This is a genomic window from Streptomyces sp. CRN 30 (assembly GCF_034105845.1).
In genome coordinates, this window is the sequence record NZ_JAVRHI010000169.1 from 90,074 (window position 1) to 110,697 (window position 20,624).

15 protein-coding genes and 1 pseudogene are annotated in these 20,624 nt (G+C 73.1%); 11 read left to right on the top strand and 5 right to left on the bottom strand.

Going from position 1 to position 20,624, the window contains the following annotated elements:
• Positions 1-127: 127 nt before the first annotated feature.
• The 4 genes from UW392_RS16895 (at position 128) to UW392_RS16910 (ending at position 5,641) form a co-directional block, all read left to right on the top strand.
• The gene (locus UW392_RS16895; RefSeq protein ID WP_320775838.1) at positions 128-2,878 is read left to right on the top strand and encodes a CHAT domain-containing tetratricopeptide repeat protein; all 2,751 of its coding nucleotides are present in this window, start codon (positions 128-130) and stop codon (positions 2,876-2,878) included.
• Between the two features lie 19 nt (positions 2,879-2,897).
• A complete protein-coding gene (locus UW392_RS16900; RefSeq protein ID WP_320775839.1) occupies positions 2,898-3,383 on the top strand; it encodes a hypothetical protein in 486 nt (161 codons plus the stop codon).
• 1 nt (position 3,384) lies between these two features.
• The gene (locus UW392_RS16905) at positions 3,385-4,347 is read left to right on the top strand and encodes a hypothetical protein (protein WP_320775840.1); all 963 of its coding nucleotides are present in this window, start codon (positions 3,385-3,387) and stop codon (positions 4,345-4,347) included.
• A gap of 397 nt (positions 4,348-4,744) precedes the next feature.
• Positions 4,745-5,641: an amidohydrolase family protein gene (locus UW392_RS16910; protein ID WP_320775841.1), complete on the top strand. Its 897-nt coding sequence runs from the start codon at positions 4,745-4,747 to the stop codon at positions 5,639-5,641.
• Here UW392_RS16910 and UW392_RS16915 read toward each other — a convergent pair.
• A complete protein-coding gene (locus UW392_RS16915; RefSeq protein WP_320775842.1) occupies positions 5,605-5,931 on the bottom strand; it encodes a MarR family winged helix-turn-helix transcriptional regulator in 327 nt (108 codons plus the stop codon). The genes UW392_RS16910 and UW392_RS16915 overlap by 37 nt on opposite strands.
• On the opposite strand from UW392_RS16915, the gene UW392_RS16920 reads away from it, so the two are divergent.
• Both UW392_RS16920 and UW392_RS16925 read left to right on the top strand, forming a co-directional pair.
• Complete coding sequence (locus tag UW392_RS16920) at positions 5,902-6,324, top strand: hypothetical protein (RefSeq protein WP_320775843.1); 423 nt, start codon at positions 5,902-5,904, stop codon at positions 6,322-6,324. The genes UW392_RS16915 and UW392_RS16920 overlap by 30 nt on opposite strands.
• On the top strand, positions 6,270-8,375 hold the full coding sequence (locus UW392_RS16925) for an FUSC family protein (protein WP_320775844.1): 2,106 nt from the start codon (positions 6,270-6,272) through the stop codon (positions 8,373-8,375). Before UW392_RS16920 ends, UW392_RS16925 begins: the two co-directional genes overlap by 55 nt.
• A 199-nt stretch (positions 8,376-8,574) precedes the next feature.
• Here the strand turns inward: UW392_RS16925 and UW392_RS16930 are convergent, their stop codons facing one another.
• The gene (locus UW392_RS16930; RefSeq protein WP_320775845.1) at positions 8,575-9,753 is read right to left on the bottom strand and encodes a pyridoxal-dependent decarboxylase; all 1,179 of its coding nucleotides are present in this window, start codon (positions 9,751-9,753) and stop codon (positions 8,575-8,577) included.
• Positions 9,754-10,088: 335 nt separating this feature from the next.
• On the opposite strand from UW392_RS16930, the gene UW392_RS16935 reads away from it, so the two are divergent.
• From UW392_RS16935 to UW392_RS16955, 5 genes and pseudogenes are all read left to right on the top strand, one after another.
• Positions 10,089-10,505 carry a hypothetical protein gene (locus tag UW392_RS16935; RefSeq protein ID WP_320775846.1) on the top strand — a complete coding sequence of 139 codons (417 nt, stop codon included), beginning with the start codon at positions 10,089-10,091 and terminating at the stop codon, positions 10,503-10,505.
• A gap of 279 nt (positions 10,506-10,784) precedes the next feature.
• On the top strand, positions 10,785-11,693 hold the full coding sequence (locus UW392_RS16940; RefSeq protein ID WP_414496293.1) for a hypothetical protein: 909 nt from the start codon (positions 10,785-10,787) through the stop codon (positions 11,691-11,693).
• Positions 11,694-11,744: 51 nt separating this feature from the next.
• Positions 11,745-14,471: an erythromycin esterase family protein gene (locus UW392_RS16945; protein ID WP_320775847.1), complete on the top strand. Its 2,727-nt coding sequence runs from the start codon at positions 11,745-11,747 to the stop codon at positions 14,469-14,471.
• Positions 14,472-14,799: 328 nt separating this feature from the next.
• A pseudogene (locus tag UW392_RS16950) lies at positions 14,800-15,150 on the top strand (DAK2 domain-containing protein); the annotation flags it as partial.
• A 212-nt stretch (positions 15,151-15,362) separates the two neighbouring features.
• The gene (locus tag UW392_RS16955) at positions 15,363-17,003 is read left to right on the top strand and encodes an FAD-binding oxidoreductase (protein ID WP_320775848.1); all 1,641 of its coding nucleotides are present in this window, start codon (positions 15,363-15,365) and stop codon (positions 17,001-17,003) included.
• A 153-nt stretch (positions 17,004-17,156) separates the two neighbouring features.
• On the opposite strand, the gene UW392_RS16960 is transcribed toward UW392_RS16955, so the two are convergent.
• The 3 genes from UW392_RS16960 to UW392_RS16970 form a co-directional block, all read right to left on the bottom strand.
• Positions 17,157-18,587, bottom strand: coding sequence for a cytochrome P450 (locus tag UW392_RS16960; protein ID WP_320775849.1), 1,431 nt, complete (start codon positions 18,585-18,587; stop codon positions 17,157-17,159).
• 187 nt (positions 18,588-18,774) lie between these two features.
• Complete coding sequence (locus tag UW392_RS16965) at positions 18,775-19,632, bottom strand: ABC transporter ATP-binding protein (protein WP_320775850.1); 858 nt, start codon at positions 19,630-19,632, stop codon at positions 18,775-18,777.
• Positions 19,629-20,621, bottom strand: a complete 993-nt coding sequence (locus tag UW392_RS16970; protein ID WP_320775851.1) for an ABC transporter ATP-binding protein — start codon at positions 20,619-20,621, stop codon at positions 19,629-19,631. Before UW392_RS16970 ends, UW392_RS16965 begins: the two co-directional genes overlap by 4 nt.
• Positions 20,622-20,624: the final 3 nt, after the last annotated feature.

Consider the following 20,624-nt stretch of genomic DNA (forward strand, 5'->3'; position numbering starts at 1 on the left):
CTGCCGAGCCCACACTGGCACCCGGGGATGACGGATCGGCCGCGCCGTTGCACTTCCGCGGTTCCGTCTCGACAGTGGGCGGGGCGGGGCGGGCCCGTGGACCGAGGTGCGGGGGGAGGCTAGACGGGTGGGCGAGGACGGGGTGGCGAGGGTGGGGTGGGCGGAGCGTGTGCGGGAGGCCGAGCGGCTGCTGGCGGAGGGCGAGATCGACGGAGCGATCGGTCGGTTCGAGGCGGCTCTCGGGGAGGGCGGCCTCGATGACATGAGTATCGAGCAGGAGTGCGACATCCGCCGGAGCCTCGCCCGGCTGCACAAGACGAGGGACGACTATCCGGCCGCCCGCGCGCAGCTCGACGCGGCACTGGCTCGGCTCAGGAGTCACCCGGGTACGTCCCGGGTCGAGGCGCTGGTACTGGTGGACCTCGCCTCCGTACAGCGGGAGCAAGGCGAGAACTCCGCGGCCGTCGGCCTTCTCTCGCGGGCCCTGGCGGTGTCCGGGGCCGGCGACGACGAGGTGCTCGCCGCCGTTCGCGTCGAACGCGGGATCGTATCGAAGGACCTCGGACGGCTGACCGCAGCCCGGGAGGATCTGGAGGAGGGCCTGCGGCTGGCCGAGCGTGCCGGGCTGAGCGGCCTGGCCGGACACGCCAGGACCGCCCTCGGACTGCTCGCCGAACTGCTCAACGACTTCGCGGCGGCCGAACGGCACTACCGCGCCGCCCGACGCCTGTACCGGTCGATCCCCGACGCCGAGAACGAGTCGATCATCTGGCACAACCTCGGCGTGCTGCACGACAAACGGGACCGCCCCGCCGACGCGCTCGGCTGTTACCGCAAGGCTCTGGCGTTGGACGAGGCGCTGGGTTCGGTAGTGGGAGTCGCCGACAACCTCTCGGCCATGGCCTCTCTCCTTCAGGTACGGGGGGACAGTTCCGGCGCGCGCACGCTGCACGCGCGTGCCCTGGAGCTGTATGCCCGGACCGGGCACAAGCGGGGTGCCGTGGCAGCCCTGGTGGATCTGGCGATCCTCGACCGGCAGACCGGGGAGCCGGTCGACGACCACCTGCGGGAGGCGCTGGCCCTGGCCGAACAGGTCGGCGATCCCCGGGACGTCGCCGACGTACGGTTCGTCTGGGGCGACTGCCACCTCGTGGCGGGCCGCTCACGTGCGGCGTTCGCCCAGTACCTGGAGGCAGCGCGTGCCCAGTCCGCTCTGCGTGACCAGCTCAGCGAACGCGACGCGCTGGACTACTTCGACGAATCCCGCGGCGACGAGGTCCTGGACCGGCTCGTCCGGCTCTCCGCGGAGCAGGGCGAGGCCCGTCGCGCCCTGATGGGTGCCGAGGCCGCCAAAGGCAGGGAACTGGTCCGCCGTCTGGCCGCGGCCGGTCCCTCGGCCGACCTGGCGGCGCAAGGCCGGGCACCACGAGGCCGGGCACCACGAGGCCGGGCGGCAAGAGGCCGGGCAACACAAGGCCGGACGCCACAAGGCCGGGTGGCACGGGGCAAGGCAGCACAAGGCCGGGTGGCCGCGCTCGACCCGGAGCTGGCGCTCTTCGCCACGGGCGAGGACGTCTGGTACACCCGGCTTCAGACGCTGCTGCGGCGGCTCGGCGGTCCGGACCGCCCCTGCCACCTGGTCGAGTTCCACCTCGCCGAGGACACCGCGGTGGTGTTCGTCTGCCGCGCGGACATGGACGAACCCGTCATGGTCCCGGTCGCTATCGACCGCGGCCTGCTCAGAGATGTCACGCGGCGCTCCCTTCTCGGTGGTGCGCCGCACGCCGACCGGAACAAGGAGTGGACCGAGCTGGTGGCTCCCCTGCTGGCACCGCTCGGCGGTCTCGTTCCCCCCGACGACCGGATCGTGCTGGTCCCGCACGACGCGCTGCACCGCGTGCCGCTGCATGCCGTTCCTGTGCGGGGCACACCGCTGGGCCTGCGCAACCTCGTCACCTACGCCCCCAGTGCCACCGTGCTCCAGCACATCCGGCAGTGGCCGCCCGCGACCGGCGAAGCCCTGGTGATAGACACGTCCGGCCACGCAGGCGACCTCGTCTTCGCGTCCGAGCAGGCGACGAGCGTCAGCGAGGCGCTGGCCGTCGCGGGACACCGGGTGACGGTGCTGCCGGCGCCGGTGGCCGGGCGACGACCGCCGGGGCGCCGGGCGGTTCTCGCCGCGCTGCGCACGGTGGACGGGCCCCGCGTCCTGCACATCGCCGGACACGGACGGTTCGACCCGCGGCGCCCGATGCGGTCCGGTGTGCCGCTGGGCCGGCAGTCGCTGACCGCCCACGACTTCGCGGAGCTGGACCTGCGGTGCGAGCTGGTGACGGTGGGCACCTGCGAGAGCGGGGTCGTGGACCGGCGTCCGGGGGACGAACTCCTCGGCCTCGCGCGCGCCCTGGTCATCGCCGGCGCGCAGGCGTTGCTGCTCAGTCTGTGGGAGGTGGACCAGTTGTCCACCGGCATGCTGCTCCGGCGTTTCTACCAGGCGTGGCTGGCGGAGGGGCGTACGAAGGCGGACGCCCTGCGGACCGCGCAGCAAGCGCTGCGCGCGAGCACCGCGCGAGACGCCCGCCGCTACGCGCGGCAGGCCCGTGGACGTACCGCACTCGGCGCGCACGACGTGGCGGCGATCACTCTGGCCGAGGCCAAGGTGTGCCTGGCCGCCCGGGATTTCGCGGCGGCCGACACATCGGCGGCCGATGCCGTCGCCTCGCTGGCCCTGTCGGCCGAGGAGCGCGCCGAAGCCGAACGGGTGCGCCGGATGGCCCGGTTGGGCGGGCGGCAGGGGGTGGCGCCGGACTACGATCGTCGCCTGTACGACGACATGCGCCATTGGGCGGCCTTCGTGCTCGTGGGGCTGGACGGTTGATCCGGAGGGGCGGGCGACGGTGGACTGGGAGACGCGGGTACGGCGGGTCACGGTCGCGGGACTTCCCGCCGCGGGCGCGCGGGCAGCGGGCGGGCGGGCAGCGGACGCCGCCGTCGAGCGGGACGGCACCGGCCGGATCGTCGCCGTCCGTTCGGGCTCGGGCACGTTCCCCGTGGTGGCCTGCGCCGCCGACGCCGGCCTGGACGCCGTACTGGCCGACCTGGACGTGCTCGATCTGCTGGAGGACGGGCTGCCGGCGCTCATGGTGATCGAGGCCGGAAGCCCTTCCGGGCACGTACCCGGGGACGTGCTGGAACGGCACCTGCTGGAATACCTGCCTGACGCCGGCGCCATGGGAGCAGCGGCCCTCGACGGTGACCTGCGACCCCCGCAGGCCCTCGAACTCACCTGCACGACCTGCGCCACGCTCAACACGGTGCTGGTCTACGTCCGGGGCCGCACGCTCTGCGTCCAGGGGCATCCGCTGGAAGTGGACTGGACCTGACGTGTTCACCGGGATGCTGGAGAAGCTCGGTGGCCAGCTCGGGCGCCGCTTCCTGCTCGCCGTGTGGCTGCCCAACGTGCTCTTCTGGGGCGGTCTGGCGGCGCTGGCCGTCACGGGCCGGGGCTGGACGGACGCCGCGCGGTGGTGGCACGAGCGCGGCGTCGAAGCCCGTACGGCACTGGTACTGGCGACCGTAGCCGCCTCCCTCGTCGTCGGGTCCGTCTGGTCGGCCCAACTGCCGCCGCTGACACGGCTGCTGGCGGGCTACTGGCCCGGCCTGCCCGGTCTGGCCGCGCTGCGCGACCGGCGCACCGGCCGCCACCGCCGACGCCACCGGACCGTCATGACCGACCCGAAGGTGTTCGTCCGTGAGGCGTCGTACTACCCCCTGGCCGAGGACGACGTCATGCCGACCCGCTTCGGCAACGTACTGCGCTCCGCCGAGGCCCACCCCTACGACCGCTACGGGATCGACGCCGTCCTGGTCTGGCCGCGGCTGTACCCCGTGCTCCCCTCCCGGTTCGCCGCCCAGCTCGCGGCGGCCGCGTCCGACGTCGACCTCATGGTGACGGTGTTCGGTCTCGGCCTGGCGTTCGCGGGGGCCGGCGGGGCACTCGCCGCCGCCCTCCTGTCCTGGTGGGCGGCGGTGGCGTGCTGCGCCGGCGGGCTGCTCGTAGCCTTGATCGCCTACCGGGGCGCGGTACACACCGCGTTCGTCTACGCGGCTCTGGTCAAGTCCGCCTTCGACGTGCATCGCGGCCTGCTCATCGACGCCCTCGGCCTGGAGCGGCCGGTGAGCTGGAGCACTGAACTCGCCCAATGGCGCCAGCTCGGGAAGGTCTGGCTGCAAGGTGCCCCGGAAGCGGGAGCGGGAGCACGGGCGCTGCGCTATCCGGACCGTCCGTGCCCGCCCTGCCCTCTGTGCCATCCCCCTGCGCAGCCCGGTGGCACTGCCGGCCCGTGACCCGGCTCACCGGGCGAGGCGGCGGACGGTTGCCCGGGGCGGGGGCGCACGCTTTCGCCCGGGGCGGGAGGGCGAATCGCGGTGACTCGCCCTGAACAATGTTCGTGCCGCAGACCCGCAGACCCGCAAACTCTCAGGGACAAGGCCGTACGCACCGCCATGCAGCGGGCGCTGAGCACCCGCGGTTCAAGGAGAAGTCCATCGCCATCGCCGCCGTCTGACCCGGCCGTCCCGGCCCGGGAGCGACGGTCGGTGTCCGGACGCTGAACGTCCCCCGCCTCGACGCGGCCCTGGACCCGACCGTGTGCCGGGGTCGATCGTGGGAGGCGTGGACGATCACCGAACGACACCCGCCGACCGTACGAGTGAGCGAGGAGCGACCAGTGAACGAGGCGTGATGAGTGACGCGGCCCTGGACGCGGAGGCCGGTGAGGTCCGGCGGTTCTGGGCGGGGCTCGGCCTTCCCGGGCTGGTCGACGTCCACACACATTTCATGCCCGAGCGGGTCCTGCGCAAGGTGTGGGAGTACTTCGACGCGCAGGGGCAGCTGACCGGCGGCCTGGAGTGGCCGATCAACTACCGGCAGCAGGAGGCGGAACGGGCCGCCGTACTGCGCGGGTTCGGGGTGCGGGCGTTCACGTCGATGCTCTACCCGCACAAGCCCGGCATGGCCCGCTGGCTCAACGGCTGGGCCGCCGACTTCGCCCGGCGCAACGCCGACTGTCTGCACACCGCCACCCTCTACCCCGAGCCGGATGTCGAGACGTACGTGCGCGAGGCCGTCGAGGCGGGCGCGCGCGTGTTCAAGGCGCACGTGCAGGTAGGGGGCTACGACCCGGCCGACGAACTCCTCCGGCCGGCGTGGGGGGTACTGGCCGAGGCCCGGGTCCCCGTGGTGATCCACTGCGGCTCCGGGCCCGCTCCCGGCAAGCACACCGGCCCGCAGCCGATCGAACGGGTGCTGGCCCGGCACCCGAGGCTGCGGCTGATCGTCGCGCACCTGGGGATGCCCGAGTACGAGGAGTTCCTCGGCATCGCCGAACAGTACGCGCAGGTCCGGCTGGACACCACCATGGTGTTCACCGACTTCACCGAGAGGTTCATGCCGTTCCCCCGCCGGGCCCTGCCCCGGCTCGCCGGGCTCGGCGACCGGGTCCTGCTCGGTTCGGACTTCCCCAACATCCCTTACCCGTACGTACACCAGCTCCACGCCCTGGAGCGGCTCGGCCTCGGTCCCGAGTGGCTGCGCGCCGTCTGTCACGACAACGCGGCGGCGTTGTTCGGACTTCGGTGAGGGCGTCCGGCCGTGCGGCCCGCCGGTGTCAGCTCGACGGTCTTGCGGCGGCGGTCCTCGGGGTGACTGGTCCGGCTGATCAGAGCGAGCCGTTGCAGACCCTCCACGCTCTGGGTGACGGAGCGGGGGGCCTGCCCGAGGGCGGCGGCGAGTTCGACCTGGTGCACCGCGCCGCGACCGGCCAGCGCCTGGAGGACCTTGGTGCGGGACAGAGACAGTCCCGCGGCAAGGCGGAAGCCCTGGTCGGCGAGTTGCGTGCGGTGACCGACCAGCCCGTCGACGTCTTCCACGCCGACCTCTCCCTCGTCTCCGACGCCCAGCGGGTGGACGAGCGGATCGCGGCGCGCTACCCGCGCCTGGACGTCCTGGTCAACAACGCCGGTCTGCACGCCTGTCAACGTCGCCTCCGAGGCCTCACGGCAGGCGAAGACCATCGACCCGGCCGCGGACCTGCGCCGCACGGCGGCCTGTACCCGCCGCGAGTCGATGACACTGTACGGGCGGACCAAGCTCATGACCATCATGTGGCCGCAGGAACTGGCCCGGCGCCTGGACCCGGCCAGGACCACGGTGAACTCCGCAATACGTTGCACTTTACAACCATCACAATTAGATGTAGCGTACACGTATGCATACCGGCAGTACTGGCAGGATGTGGTGGTCGTCCGTCGTCCGCACGCTGACGGCGGCGACGCGGGTCGAACGCAGGCGGAGTGAGCCGCAGGCCCTGATGCGGGCCGCGGTGGCACTGGTCGCGGGCTCGGTCATCGGCTGGGCCATGGACGACCGCACGGCATGGGCGATGATGATGGTGGGCGCCTTCATCTGCGGCATCTGCACGCTCCTGCCCGCCACGCGCTCCCGCTTCTCCGTCAGTGCGATCTGCGGCGCCGTCTTCAGCGCCGCGGTCTTCGCCGGCGTGTACCTGCACGAGCTGGGCTGGTGGTTCCTGCTCTTCCTGTTCATCGGCTCGTACGTCGCCGGCCTGTGGCGCGCGTTCGGCATCGTCCCCGGGATCCGCGCCTGCCTGATGGTGATCGGCGCGATGATCACCGCGGACCTCTCGCCCGGCGTGGACCAGGGCCTGGTCATGGCCCGCTGGATCGCGGTCGGCGCCGCCCTCGTCGTCGCCGCCCAGTTCCTCCCCCCGTACGGCATGCGCCACCACGGGCAGCGCCGCAGTCTCGCCGCCCTCTACGGCGCCTTGGCGGGATACGCCGCCGAGGGCCCGGCCGGCCGGCTGCCGTCGACGCCGTTCACCCTCGCCCGTACCGCGCTCGGCGTACTGCCGTCCGCCGCCCGGCGCCCCGCGGGACCGCTCTTCGCCCTGTACGGCGCCGCCGAGGAGGTCCGCAGGGCCCTGAAGGCGACCGCCCACTCCGGGGACGTACCGCGGGCGGCCGTGGCCTCGGTGCTGACGGCCGTCGCGACGGCGGTCCGCAGCGGTCGCGCCGCCGACCTGGACACCGTCCTCGACTCCCCCGCCGTACGGGACCTGCGGCAGTGGCGGGGCGCGGAGGCGGAGCTGCTGCTCCCCCGGCTCACCGAAGCCCTCGACATCACCCGGTACACACTCCGCCGGGCCGACCGTCCCGGCGATTTCGACCTCCATGACCACCACTTCGCCGGCTTCCCCGCCGACGCGGCGCGGTTCGGCCTGCAGCGGGTGGCCGCGGAGCTGCGCCCCGGCGCCCCGCTGTTCATGAACACCGTCCGTATCGCCGTGGGTGCCACGGCGGGCGAGGCGGTCGGCCGCTGGACCGGCAGCTTCGGCGGACACGGTCTGCCCTCCCACGGCTTCTGGGCGGCGCTCACCACGATGCTGGTCCTCTTCCCCGACTACGGACACACCCTCACCCGCGGCTGGGGCCGGTCCGCCGGCTCCGTCATCGGAGGTGTCGTGGCCTGGGCCCTGCTGCTGCCGGACATCTGGAGCCACGGCGCGCTGGTCGTGGCCGCCACCGTGCTCGCCCTGCTGTCCTTCTGCACCCTGCTCATGGGCCAGTGGGTGCTCAACCTCTTCATCACCGCCTGGATCGTCTTCCTCGTCGGCGGCATCGGCCTCGCCCCGACCACCGAGGCCGCGTGGGGCAGGGCCGCCGACACCGTGGTGGGCGCCCTGCTCGGCATGGTGATCTTCCTGATCCTGCCGACCTACCACCACAACCGGCTGCCCGAGCTGCTCGCCCGGTGGGTGGAGGCACAGCGCGACCTGTTCGGCGCGCTGCTGGACGGATACGCCCGCGCCGGCGCCGTCGACCCCGCCGCGCTGGGCACCCTGCGCCTTGGGGCCCGGCAGACCCGTGAGCGGCTGGAGGCCGCCATCGGCAGTCTCGCCCACGAGCCGCGCGGCCACCGCGCCCGCTGGAACGCCACCGAGCTGGCGGCCATCCAGGCCGCCGTCTTCGACGTGGCCCGCGCCGCCGCCCTCGTCCACGGCAACCTGCCGCGCACCCACGCGGACGCCGTCCCGGAGACGGCACTGTTCGCCGCCGAGGTCCGCGACCACCTCGACCGGCTCGCCGAGGATCTCGCCCTCGACGCCCCGCCGCGCACCGGCGACCTGCGCAGCGCCTTCGACCACGTCGCGGGCAGCGGCCGCCTCGCCCAGCTCTCCGACCCGACGGCACACGACGGCATCTCCCACGCCCGCAGCCGCGCACTGACCGCGTGCCTGCGGACGGTGACCTCGGTGGAACACCTGGAGCGCGCGGCGCTGGGCCGCGCGGCCTGACCCTCGCCGGCCGGTTCGTCCGCGCTCCTGCCGCAGCCGGCCACGAACCTCGCGCACGGCCCGGTCCCGCACGATCCGGTCCCGCACGACCTGCCGGAACGCGGCGGCGTACGGGTCTCCACCGGGAGCCGCGCCGGGACGGTGGTCCGCACCGTCGAGAACACCGGCGAGCGGATCGCCGTGGAGCCGGTGCCGTCCGCTACCGGGAGGCGGCGGTGAGGTCGCGGCAGAGGGCGTCGACGGCCTCGGGTGTGACGTGGGGCATGGCGACCAGGTGGGCACGGTCACCCTGGGTGGCCAGGTGCCAGCGGTCGACGACGTCGCGCGGCGGGCGGTCGAAGGTGACGGCGATGGCCTCGGGGAGGCGCTCGGGACGCGCTCCCGCCCGTTCCAGGGCGGTCCGGGCGTAGACGGCGGTGCGCCGACAGCGGTGGACCAGGTCCCGTACGCCGCTGGTGCCCAGGCGGCGCAGCCGCATCCACAGCAGGGCTGCGGCCAGTCCGCTGCGGGAGCAGCCCAGGGTGTGGTCGTCCGTGCCCAGATAGGCGCCGACGGGGACGGGGGACACATAGCGGTCCGGGGTCAGGACGACGCCGCACGGGACGGGGCAGCCCACGAGCTTGTGTCCGCTGACCGAGAGGCTGTCGGCGCCCTGGCCGAGACCCCAGGCGGGCCGGGCGGGGGAGAACGCGGCGAGCAGACCCCCCAGCGCCGCGTCGCTGTGGACGTGCACCGGTCCTGCCGGGGCGGACGCCGCACGCAGGGCCGGGAGGTCGTCGACGGCACCGCGCATCGTGGTGCCCACGGTGGCGACGACGACCGCGCCGCGGGGCCGGCGGCCGGTCAGGGCGTCGCGTCGGCGGCGGGTCCGGCAGGCGGCGTACAGCGCGTCGGGGTCCATGCCGCCGTCGGCGCGGCAGGCCACCTCGACCAGTTCCATACGCAGCAGACCGGCGGCCTTGCGGACGCTGTAGTGGGCCTCGGCACTGGCGTACAGAGGGGCGCGGGGCAGCCGTCGGCGGCCGGTGTGGAGGCCGAAGAGGATGCCTTCGCTGCCGGAGCCGGTGACATATCCGTACGTGCCGTCCGGGTCTCCCCCGGCCAGCTCGGTGAACCAGGCGATGACCGCGCGTTCCATGGGCTTGGTGCTGATGTCGGCCGTGTCGCTGTGCGCGGGGTCGCCCGCGTTGTTGGTCAGGGTCGACAGCAGGATGCCCGCGTCGGAGAGGTCGAACGCGAGATTCGTGGGGAAGCCCAGCTCGTAGGGTTTCTGCCGGTGCATACGGGTCACGAGCGCCCGGACCGGCGCCGCGGTCTGTTCTCCGGTCCCCGGGTCCTCACCGATGGTCAGGTCACCCAGGTCGGAGGCTTCGCTCATGGCAAGCCTCCCGCCACCTGACGTCCGGGCCGAGACGCTCCGCCTGTCCCGGCGCTTCTCGGTGCCCAGTCTCACGGGCCGCCCCGGCCCCCGCACTTCTCCTGTGCCATCCGGATGAGCCGCGTCCTGAGGCCCACCACCGGGAGGGCGCTGCGCCGTCCGATGCCCGATGGGCCGGCGCCCGCCTTTCTGGCCACCCCGGCCGTCCCCGCCGACGACTCGACCTCCGACCGCTCTCCGCGGGCTTCTGCAGCAATGCGCTGGCCGTCACGATCCTGACCAAGGCCGGCGGAGAACCACTCGTCTTCTCTCCGCACGAACTCCGCGGAACTACCGTGCCCAGCGCCATCCTGAACGGTCTGCCACCGCTCATCCCCCACGGGCTGCGCGGGCCTCGGAGTCTTGATCCGACGACGGGCTACAAGGCGATCTACCCGGCCGAGAACATCGAAAGCCACCGCGCCTTCATCGCCCGTCGCCGGACCGGCCGACCCAGCGAAGAGTGCCGGACGCCGTCCGAGGAGGAACAGGACGCTTTTCTGGCATTCTTCGAGAATCGCAAGGCCTCCACAGGCACCTGCGGTCGCGCCTTTCCAACCCTCTCTGTTCATGAACACGCTTGCGCGTTCGCTGCTCGCTTCTCCGGCTGGCCCCGGCACGGCCGGTTGGAGGAAATCCGCGGCAACCTCGTCACCCGCGTCGCGAGACCGAGCTCGAAGGCCGACTCGGAGAAGTCGAAGCACTCCGGGTGAGCCTGGCCTGCGCCGAAGACGAGCGTGCTCGCACGGACCGACGAACCTCCGGCGGTACGGGCGCGCTCGGTCCGCGGCCCCCGCGGCCCCTGCGGCACGTCCAGATACTCGGTGTCCCGGCGGGGCCCGGCCGCCGCCTGTCCTCCGTGGCGGCGATCGGCGATGCGCTACGGTCCTGGGCCCATGACAGCGCACCTCACCCACTCCCCCGCCCCGCGACGGGCCCGCGACGCGAACACCACCTTCGTGCTCGTGCACGGTTCCTGTTCCAGCTCACTGATGTGGGCTCCCGTCCAGCGTGAACTGGCCCTGCTCGGCCATCGCAGCTACGCCGTCGACCTGCCGGGGCACGGCTTCGACGCGCAGTACCAGGTCGCTTACCAGGCCCCGCAGGACCTCGACGCGTGGGCGGCCGAACCGTCGACACTGGCCGGGGTCACCCTGCGGGACAACGTCGACATGGTCACCGGCGTCGTCCGGCGGGTGGCCGGGCACGGGCCGGTCGTCCTGGTCGGTTCCAGTCTCGGCGGCACCACGATCACCGGGGTGGGCAACGCCGCCCCCCGGGCTGCTCAGCCGGCTCGTCTACGTCTCCGCGTGGTCGTGCGTACGGCACGCGAACCCGATCGAGTACATGCGGGAACCGGAGTTCGGCGACAGCCTGCTGGCCCCGCTGGCCGCGCTGAACGTAGGCGACCCCACCGAACTCGGCGTCGGCCGGGCCAACTACCGCACGGCCGACCCGGAACTCCTCGCAGCACTCAAGGCGGCGCTCATGGCGGACGGCACCGACGCACAGTTCCGGGCCTTCCTCAACCTCCTCCAGCCGGACGAGTCCCTGGCGGTGATGGAGTCGGACGCACGTGCCCGCGCCGAGACCTGGGGCACCGTCGCCCGTACGTACATCCGCCTCACCGAGGACCGGTCGTTGCCCCTGGCGATGCAGGACCGGTTGATCGCCGAATCCGACGCCCTGACGCCCGGCAATCCGTACGACGTGCACACCCTGACCGGCACCCACGTCGGGTTCCTGTTCGATCCCGCCGGACTGGTGCGCATTCTGGACCGGCTGACCGTGTGAACGCCGCGTTCCGTCCCACCCCTCTCCCGGTCAGATCAGCATCGAGCGCGGAAACAGCAGCCCGATCGCCGGTCCTCCACGCCCACGGAGGTACCCCGGCTGGGTGACCCGCGGAATATGGCCACACGTCTCGGCACCCGGCCCGGGAAGCTGATGCCATGACATCCATCAAGCCGAGGCGGCTCGCTGTCGCGCTGTTCCTCTGGCTCGCCGTCATCCCCGGACTCCTCGCGGTGTCCCCGGCCGGTGGGGGGCCCGCGACCCCGGGCGGGGCCGCCGCGGCCGGTGACGACCCGCTGCCGGCGTTCGACAGCGCCGCCCGCCCCCTGCGCACCGTGGAGCCCACCGGTCCCTTCGACGACCTGCGTTCCTTCGGGCGGGCGGTCGGCGGCGCCGTGGTGGTCGGCATCGGCGAGGCCGCCCACGGCTCCCGCGACTTCGTCACCTTCAGACACCGGGCCCTGCGGTACCTCGTCGAGGAGAAGGGGTTCCGCTCCTTCGTCCTGGAGGCCAACTGGAGCGCCGGGCTCCGCCTGGACGACTACCTGCGCACCGGTCGCGGCGATCCCGCCCGCATCATGTCGGAGGAGTTCCAGAACGCCTACCTGCTGCTGCACAGCCAGGACTACCTGGACATGCTCCGCTGGATGCGCGCGTACAACGTCGACCACCCCGACGACCCGCTCAGGTTCGCCGGCAACGACAACACCTACGCCGGACCCGAGCTGTACGACCGGGTCGTCGAACACGTCCGGCGGGCCCACCCCGACCTGCTGCCGGTCGTCACCGAGCTGTACCGGGGACTCCGCCCCACCGTGCCCGTCGGGGAGTGGATGCGCGCCGCCACGACCTCGCCCCTGGACGAGCGCCGTCGCCGGGCCGAGCACACCGGCCGGGTCCTCGCGTTGCTCCGCGCCCGCGAACCCGCCGGATCGCGTCCGGCCGGCGACGCCGCCCACATCCGGGCGGTCCAGCACGCCACCGTCGTGGACCAGGTGGCACGCATGTACGCCTTCGATCTCACCGACCCGCAGGTCGTACCGGAGGCCATGGCCTACCGCGACACCGTCATGGCGGAGAACACCCTGTGGTGGCACCGCCACACCGGCCACCGGCTCGTGCTCGGCGGGCACAACAGTCACCTGTACACCAGCAGTTCCACCCCCGCCCTCCCCGTGACCCAGGGTTCGCTGCTACGGCGACGGCTGGGAGCGTCCTACCTGGCGGTCGGGCTCTCTTTCGACCGGGGCGCCGTGCACGCCACCGCCCAGGGGCTGCAGAACCCGGTCGACGACGACGTCCAGCGGTTCGAGGTGGAGCCCGCCGCCGCCGGCTCGGTCGAGCACACCCTGGACCGGGTGCGTCACCGCGACTGGTTCCTCGACCTGCGCACCGCGCCGTCTGCGGCCCGCGCCTGGCTGGACACGCCCCGGCCCAAACGGGAGATCGGCACGGACTTCCCCCCGCCCGGCGACCAGGTCGCCCTGCTCGGCTCGGTGGACCTGCTGGTACACCTGCACGAGATCCGGCCGAGCCGCCGCCTCGACCGGGCCTCGGGCGGGCCTCGCCGCCGGACGCCCGCCGTGTCCTCCGACCCCCTGCCCGCCCTGAGAAGAGCCGCCCGCCCCTTGCTCACCATGGAGCCCACCGGCTACTTCGACGACCTGCGTCCCCTGGGCAGGACGGTGGGCGACGCCCGGCTGGTCGGCATCGGACAGGCCGCTCACGGCGGCCACGAGTTCCTCGCCTTCCAGCACCGGGCGTTCCGGTACCTGGTCGAGGAGAAGGGGTTCCGCTCCTTCGTCCTCGAAGCGCCCTGGAGCGCCGGGCTCCGCCTGGACGACCACCTGCGCACCGGTCGCGGCGATCCCGCCCGCATCATGTCCGAGGAGTTCCAGAACGCCTACCTGTTCATGCACACCCGCGAAGTGCTGGCCCTTCTCCGGTGGATGCGCGCGTACAACACCGTCCACCCCGACGACCCGCTGAGGTTCGCGGGCAACGACAGCAGTTACGCGGGGCCCGACCTGTACGACCGGATCATCGAGCACGTCCGCGCGGCCCACCCCGACCTTCTGCCCACCCTCACCGAGCTGTACCGGGGACTCCGCCCCACCCAGCCCGCCGGGGAGTACATGGCCGCCTACATCAGGGAGCCCCTGGCCGTACGACGGGAGAAGGCCGAACGCACCGGACGCGCCCTGGAACTGCTGCGCGCGAGCCGCCCCGCCCCGCGGTCCGAGGCGGCTCGCGCTCACTCCCTGGCGGTTCAGAACGCGGATGTCGTCGACCAGGTGGCGCGCCAGTACGCCTTCGACTACGACGATCCGGCCGACGCCCGCGAGGCCATGGACTACCGCGACACGGTGATGGTGCGGAACACCCTCCGGTGGCTGGAGCGGAGCGGCCACCGTGCGGTGCTCGCCGCGCACAACGGCCATGTGTACCTGGAGGGCTTCGACCCGGACTACCCGGTCGTCCAGGGCGGTCTGCTCCGCCGCGCGCTCGCGGACGGCTACCGGGCTGTCGGCCTGGCGTTCGGCCACGGTTCCTTCCACGCCACCGACGCGGGCGTCTCCGAGCCCCGCGACGAGGACGTGCGCACCTTCCGGTCGGGGCCCCTCGCCACCGGCTCGGTCGAGCAGACGCTGGACCGGGTGAGCCGCCGTGACTGGTACGTCGACCTGCGCACCGCACCGCGTTCCGTCCGCGCCTGGCTTGACACGCCCCGGCCCAAACGGGAGATCGGCACGCACTGGCCCCGCGACCCCGACCTGGTCAACCTGTTCAGGTCGGCGGACGCGGTGGCGTACGTGCACGGGATCCGCCCGAGCGGGCTGCTTCCGCGCGGTCGTCCGGTGACGGGCGCGGCGGTCAGCTCGTAAGGACTGTCACCTCGTAGAGGCTGTCAGCTCGTAGAGGCTGTCACCTCGTAGACCAGAGTGCCTGCGGGAGCGCCGGTGCCGACGGAGGCGGTGGTCGTGACGACAGGTCCTCGGCGACCTTCTCGGCGGTGGCGCGTTGCAGGAGCGTGTCAGGGGCGCCCGCGCCACCGGGGCGGGTGGCGGCGACGGTGATGCCGGGACGCGCCGAGAGCTTCGCGGTACGCGCTGTCGATACGGTCGTCGAGCATCGGTCCGGCGGTCCCCTCGGGCACCGCGGCGAGGTGGTGGAGCCAAGTTCGCCGACCGGCTCGGTGAGACGCCGTAAGCCGTCGCCGCCGGGGTCTTCCTCGACGAGGTCGGCGGCACCAGCGGGCCGCTGATCGGTCTGCTCTTCCAGGAGAGCGGCCGTGCGCTGACCGAGGACTGCGACAGCCGTGACGGCTGGGCGGCCGGCGTGCGCGAGGACCTGGCCGCCATCCAGCGCGTCGGCGAGGTTGAACCCGGCGACCGCACCATGGTCGCCCGCCGGGGCCGCGCCTCGTACATCGGCGAGCGCGCCCTCGGCGCTCCCGACCCCGCCTCGACGGGCGTCGCCCTGCTCTTCTGGTCGCCGGCCCGAGTCGCCGAACCGGACACGGACCTCGGCTCGGTGACCGACGTCGGGAGCACGACCACGTGAGCACGGCGTCTGAGCCTGCCGCCTCCTGACCTCGTGCGGGGCGTGTCCGGGGGGGGGTGCCCGGGGTCCTGCCCCGGGGGGCTGTCTCCACCTTCGGCACACCGGCCAGCCGGATACCCGCCCGCTTCGCCGCGCCCTACCGTCGGCGCTGTCGGCGGCGGCCTCCGTGCACTGCCGCGTACCCGGCATCCCCCGTGGAAGGGAACCGAGCCATGTCCGATCCCACCCGACGTACCGTCCTGCGCACCGCTGCCGTCAGTGCCGTCAGTGCCGCCGCGACCGGGGCGGCCACGGCCGGGGCGGCCGGTCCGCCGAGTACGTCCGCCGCCGCCGAGACCCGTACGGCGCGACCGTCGCCGGCCGAGCTCGTCCTCGCACCCGGCGATCCCCGTTACGAGGCCTTCGCCGCCCGGGGCTACAACCGGCGCTTCAGCGGCCACCCCCGGCGCATCCACCTCCCCACCACGACCGCCCAGGTCGTCCACGCGGTGCAGGAGGCCGTACGCCGACGCCGGCACGTCGTGGCCCGCAGCGGCGGCCACGGCTTCGAGGACTTCGTGGACAACGACACCGTCCGCGTCGTCGTGGACCTGTCCCGCATGACGGCCGTCCGCTACGACGACGACCGCGGGGCCTTCATGGTCGAGGCGGGCTGCGGGCTGGGCGCGGCCTACCGGGACCTGTACGTCGGCTGGGGTGTGACCCTGCCCGCGGGATGGTGCACCGACGTGGGACTGGGCGGTCACGTACCGGGCGGTGGCTACGGCACGCTGTGCCGGCTGCACGGGCTGTCCGTCGACCGCCTGTACGCGGTGGAGGTCGTCGTCGTGGACCGGGCCGGGCGGGCCCGCGCGGTGGTCGCCACCCGCGAGGAGGACGACCCGAACCGCGACCTGTGGTGGGCCCACACCGGCGGCGGGGGCGGCAGCTTCGGCGTCGTCACCCGTTTCTGGTTCCGTGACCTGCCGGAACCGCCCCGCTCCGTGCTCTCCTTCCGCGCCGAGTGGTCGTGGAAGGACCTGGACCGCGACGCCTTCACCCGACTCGTCGACGCGTACGGCGCCTGGGCGGAGCGCAACTCCGCCCCCGGATCCAGGGCCGCCCGCCTCTACAGCGAACTCCTCCTGAACCGTGCGGCCGCCGGCAGTGTCGTCCTCTTCGGCCAGGTGGCGGACACCGGGTCGTCCGCCCGCCGCGTCCTCGACGACCAACTCGCCGCGCTCGGCGCCGGCGTCGCGGCCAGGCCCGTCGTCCAGACGCACACCCTGTCCTGGCTGACCGCGGCGTCGGTCATCGGCAGCCCGGACGTGCCCGGCCCGCTGTACCGGCTGGCAGTGAAGTCCGCGTACGCCGACCGTGCCCTGACCCGGCGGCAGGTGCGGGCCGTCCACCATCACCTCACCAGGACCGACTACACGTACCCCGCCGGGATCGTCAGCCTCAACACCTACGGCGGTCAGGTCAACGCGGTGCCGTCCCACGCCACGGCCACCGCCCACCGCGGCTCCGTCCTCAAGGTCATGTTCCTGACCGGCTGGGAGCGGGCCGCCGAGGACGAACAGCACCGCGGGTTCCTGCGCGCCCTCTACCGGGACGTGTACGCGGACACCGGGGGCGTGCCCGCGCGGACGGGGGCCTTCATCAACTACGCCGACGCCGACCTGGCCGACCCCCGCCACAACACCTCGGGAACGCCTTGGCACACGCTGTACCACGGCGCCAACTACCCCGCCCTCCAGCGGGCGAAGGCCCGCTGGGACCCCCGGAACGTCTTCCACCACCGGCTGTCCGTACGCGCGCCCTCCCCTTCAGCACCCGCCGCACCGGGCGATCCTCAGGTGCGAGCGCTGTGACGCGACGCGTCGCGTTCAGGAGCGGCGCGCCGACACGCCCCCGTGCCCCTGACCGCCGCCCACCGCACGCGGCGTGGGGGACCGCGGCGGCCCGGCCTCTTCGACACCGGGCCGCCGTCCTCGGTCCTCGGTCCGCGGTCTTCGGCCTGGGGCTCAGGCTGAGAGCGCCCGTCGTCCGCGCTCGGCGTGGAACGCCATGGCCATGGAGTCGGGCTTGACGGTCACGACGGCCTGCGGGCGTGGAGGCCGCGAGGCCAGTTCGATCCGGGGCCAGGTCTGGAGGATGGTGCCGAGGATGATCAAAAGCTCGGTCCAGGCGAAGTTCTCACCGATGCACTTGCGTCGCCCGTCGCCGAAGGCGAGGAAGGAGCCTCGGGTCGCGGGAGCCCGTTCGGCCGTCCAGCGGTCCGGGTCGAAGCGCTGCGGGTCGGGGAAGTAGGCCGGGTCGTGCTGGTGCAGGTACGGGCTCCAGACGACGTCCGCGTCCTTGGGGATGCGGTGGCCCCCGAGGTCGACGGTGCGGGTGGCGGTCCGGGTGACCATCCACGCCGGCCCGTACTTGCGCACGGCTTCTTGCAGCACCTGGCGTGTGTAGGGAAGTCGGTCCAGGTCGTCGGGGCGCAGGGGCCGGCCGGCGCAGACGTCGGCTAGTTCGGCTCGGAGTCCGCTCTCTATCGCCGGGTTCTGGGTGATCTCGTAGAGCGTCCAGGCGAGCGTGGTGCCGGTGGTCTCGATCGCCCCGGTGAGCAGGGTGATGGCCTCGTCCTGCAACTGCTGACGGCTCAGCGACTCCTCGGCGGTCAGCAGGGTGGCGATCAGGCCCTGCGGGGCAGCCGCCTGGGCTGCGTGGGGGCAGCCCGCGAGTTCCGCCTGTGTGGCCTGTTCCGACGGCTCGCCGTTCCCGGGCCGGCGCGCGTGGTCGATGGCCAGGTCGATGAGGGCCCGCAGGCGGGCCACACGCCGGGCGTGCGCCCGGTGCGCGGGCAGGGGCAGCCGCGTGATCCACGACGGCAGAACGGTCTGCCGAATCGTTCCTTCCATGATGGCGGGCATGAGGGCGGTGGATTCACGCTGTAGATGCGCCGGGAGGTCCGTGCCGAACAGGGCGACCAGGAAGGCTCCGAGCGTGATGTCGTTCATGTCCGCGTACACGTCCCGCTCTCCGCCGTCTTGCCAGGCGCTGACCTGGGCGGTGACGTGTTCGATCATCGCGGCGCCGCGGGTGGCGATATGGGACTTGTTGAACATCGGCTGCATGAGGCGGCGGTTGCGCAGGTGCGTCTCGCCGTCCGCGACCGTGGCGAGTCCGTCGCCGAAGAAGACGCGCAGAGCGTCGATGATCGTGCCGCCCTTGGCGTAGTCGGCGGCGTCGGTGACCAGGACCCGGCGGGTCAGGGCGGGATCGGTCACGACGTAGGCGGGCTTGGGGCCTATGCGGATGCGGACGACGCTTCCCTGCTGCTTGAGGGAGGTGATGAAGGGCAGCGGATCGCGGGCCAGCCGGTGGGCGTGGCCGAGCAGGGGAAGGCCGCCGGGGGCGGTGGGGGTGGGGGTGGGGGGAAGCGCTGCGGCGGAGCTGTTCACGGTGCCTACCACTCCTGATGTGGGGATCGGAATGCGGCCGATGCATGCCCAGGAGCGTGGGGAGACATGTCAGCTCTCGGTGATCAGTGCGTCACAGTTGTCGCTACGGCACGGGCGCGGTGGGCGGTGGGCGGTGCGCCACGGGTTCGGCCGGCCGCGCCGGGGCACGGCCGTGACTACCGGACGGTCACCCGCACCCCGCACCCCGCGACCGATCGCCGGAACCTGCTCCAGTGGCGGTCCGGCGGGCCCGTACCGCGTCCGCCGGGTCCCAGCCGTGGCGCGGGACCGAGGCGAGCAGCAGTTGCGTGTACGCGTGCTCGGGGGCGGTGAGCAGGCGTTCGGTCGGCCCCTGTTCGACGACCGTGCCGCGCCGCATCACCACCGTCTCGTCGGTGACGTGCTGGACGACGGCCAGGTCGTGGCTGATGAAGACCAGCGCCAGGCCGGTGTCGCGTCGGATGGCGACGAGCAGGCTGAGGATCTGCGACTGGATGGACACGTCCAGTGCGGCCACCGCCTCGTCCAGGACGAGGACGCGCGGGTTCACCGCCAGGGCACGTGCGATGGCCAGGCGCTGTTGCTGTCCGCCGGACATCTCGTGCGGGCGGGCGTCCGCCTCGCGGGTGCCGAGACCGACCCGGTCCAGGAGTTCCCCGATCCGTCCGCCGACGTCGGTCGCGTCGTGCAGGCGCAGGGTGGTGGCCAGGCACTGGCGTGCGGTGAGGCGGGGATCGAGGGAGAGGTAGGGGTCCTGGAAGACCATCTGGATCTCCCGGGCCCGAGCCAGGCGCTCGCCCCGGCCTCTGCACCGGCCCGCCGCCCGGTCCCGTCCGTCGACGCGGATGGCTCCCGCGTCGGGCCGGACCAGGCCGACGAGCATGCGCGCGACGGTCGTCTTGCCGGAGCCGGACTCGCCGACGATGCCGACCGATCCGCCCGTCGGCAGGGTGAAGGACACGTCGTCCGCGGCGACCAGGGTGTCGCCGCCGGAGAGCCGGTAGGTCTTGCGGAGCCCGTCGGCCGTCAGCACAGGGGTGGTCATGCGGTCTTCCTCGCAGTCGCTCCGGCGGTGGTGGCTGCCGCCGCCTCGGGCAGCCGGCGGCAGGTGGCTTCGCCGCCGTCGGGGAGTCGCACCGCCTGTGGCGCCCATGCCTCGCAGGCGGGTTCGGCGTCGGGGCACCGGGCGGCGAAGGGACAGCCGTCGAAGCCGTCCGCGAGCGACGGGGGCCGCCCGGGGATGGGCCGCAGCGGGCGGGACACGCCGAGTTCGGGTGAGCAGTCGAGCAGTCCGCGGGTGTAGGGGTGGCGGGCGTGCTCGAAGAGGCGGCGCCCCGGCTGGTGTTCGGCGATCCGGCCCGCGTACATGACGTAGACGCGGTCGCAGTAGGCGGCGGCCAGGTGCAGGTCGTGGGTGATGAACAGCATGCCGGTCCCGCGCCGTTGTCCCAGGTCGCGCAGGAGCGCGAGGATCTCCGCCTGGGTGGTGACGTCCAGGGCGCTGGTGGACTCGTCGGCGAGGATCAGGTCGGGGCCGGCGGCGAGCGCGCCGGCGATGACGACACGCTGGAGCATGCCGCCGGACATCTCGTGCGGGTACTGGCGCAGGCGGCGGGCGGGGTCGCTCAGGCCGACGGTGCCGAGGAGTTCGACGGCTCGCTCGCGGGCGGTGCGGCGGTCGTGGTCGCCGGTGCGCAGGAGGCGTTCGACCAGGAAGTCACCGACGCGGTGGACGGGGTTGAGGGCGGAGCGCGGGTTCTGGTGGATCATCGCCACGCGCCGGGCGCGGTGTTCGCGCAGTGCGGTGTCGGGCATGGTCAGTACGTCGGTTCCGGCGACCGTGACCCGGCCGTGTGCCGAGGCGTCGTCGGGCAGGACGCGCAGCACGGCCTTGGCGGTGGTGGACTTGCCGGAACCGGACTCCCCCACGAGTCCGACGATCTCGCCCGCGGCCACGCGCAGACAGACGTCGGCGAGGAGCGGCCGGGCGGCGCCGGGCAGGTGGACGGTGAGACGGTCGATGTCGAGCAGCACGAG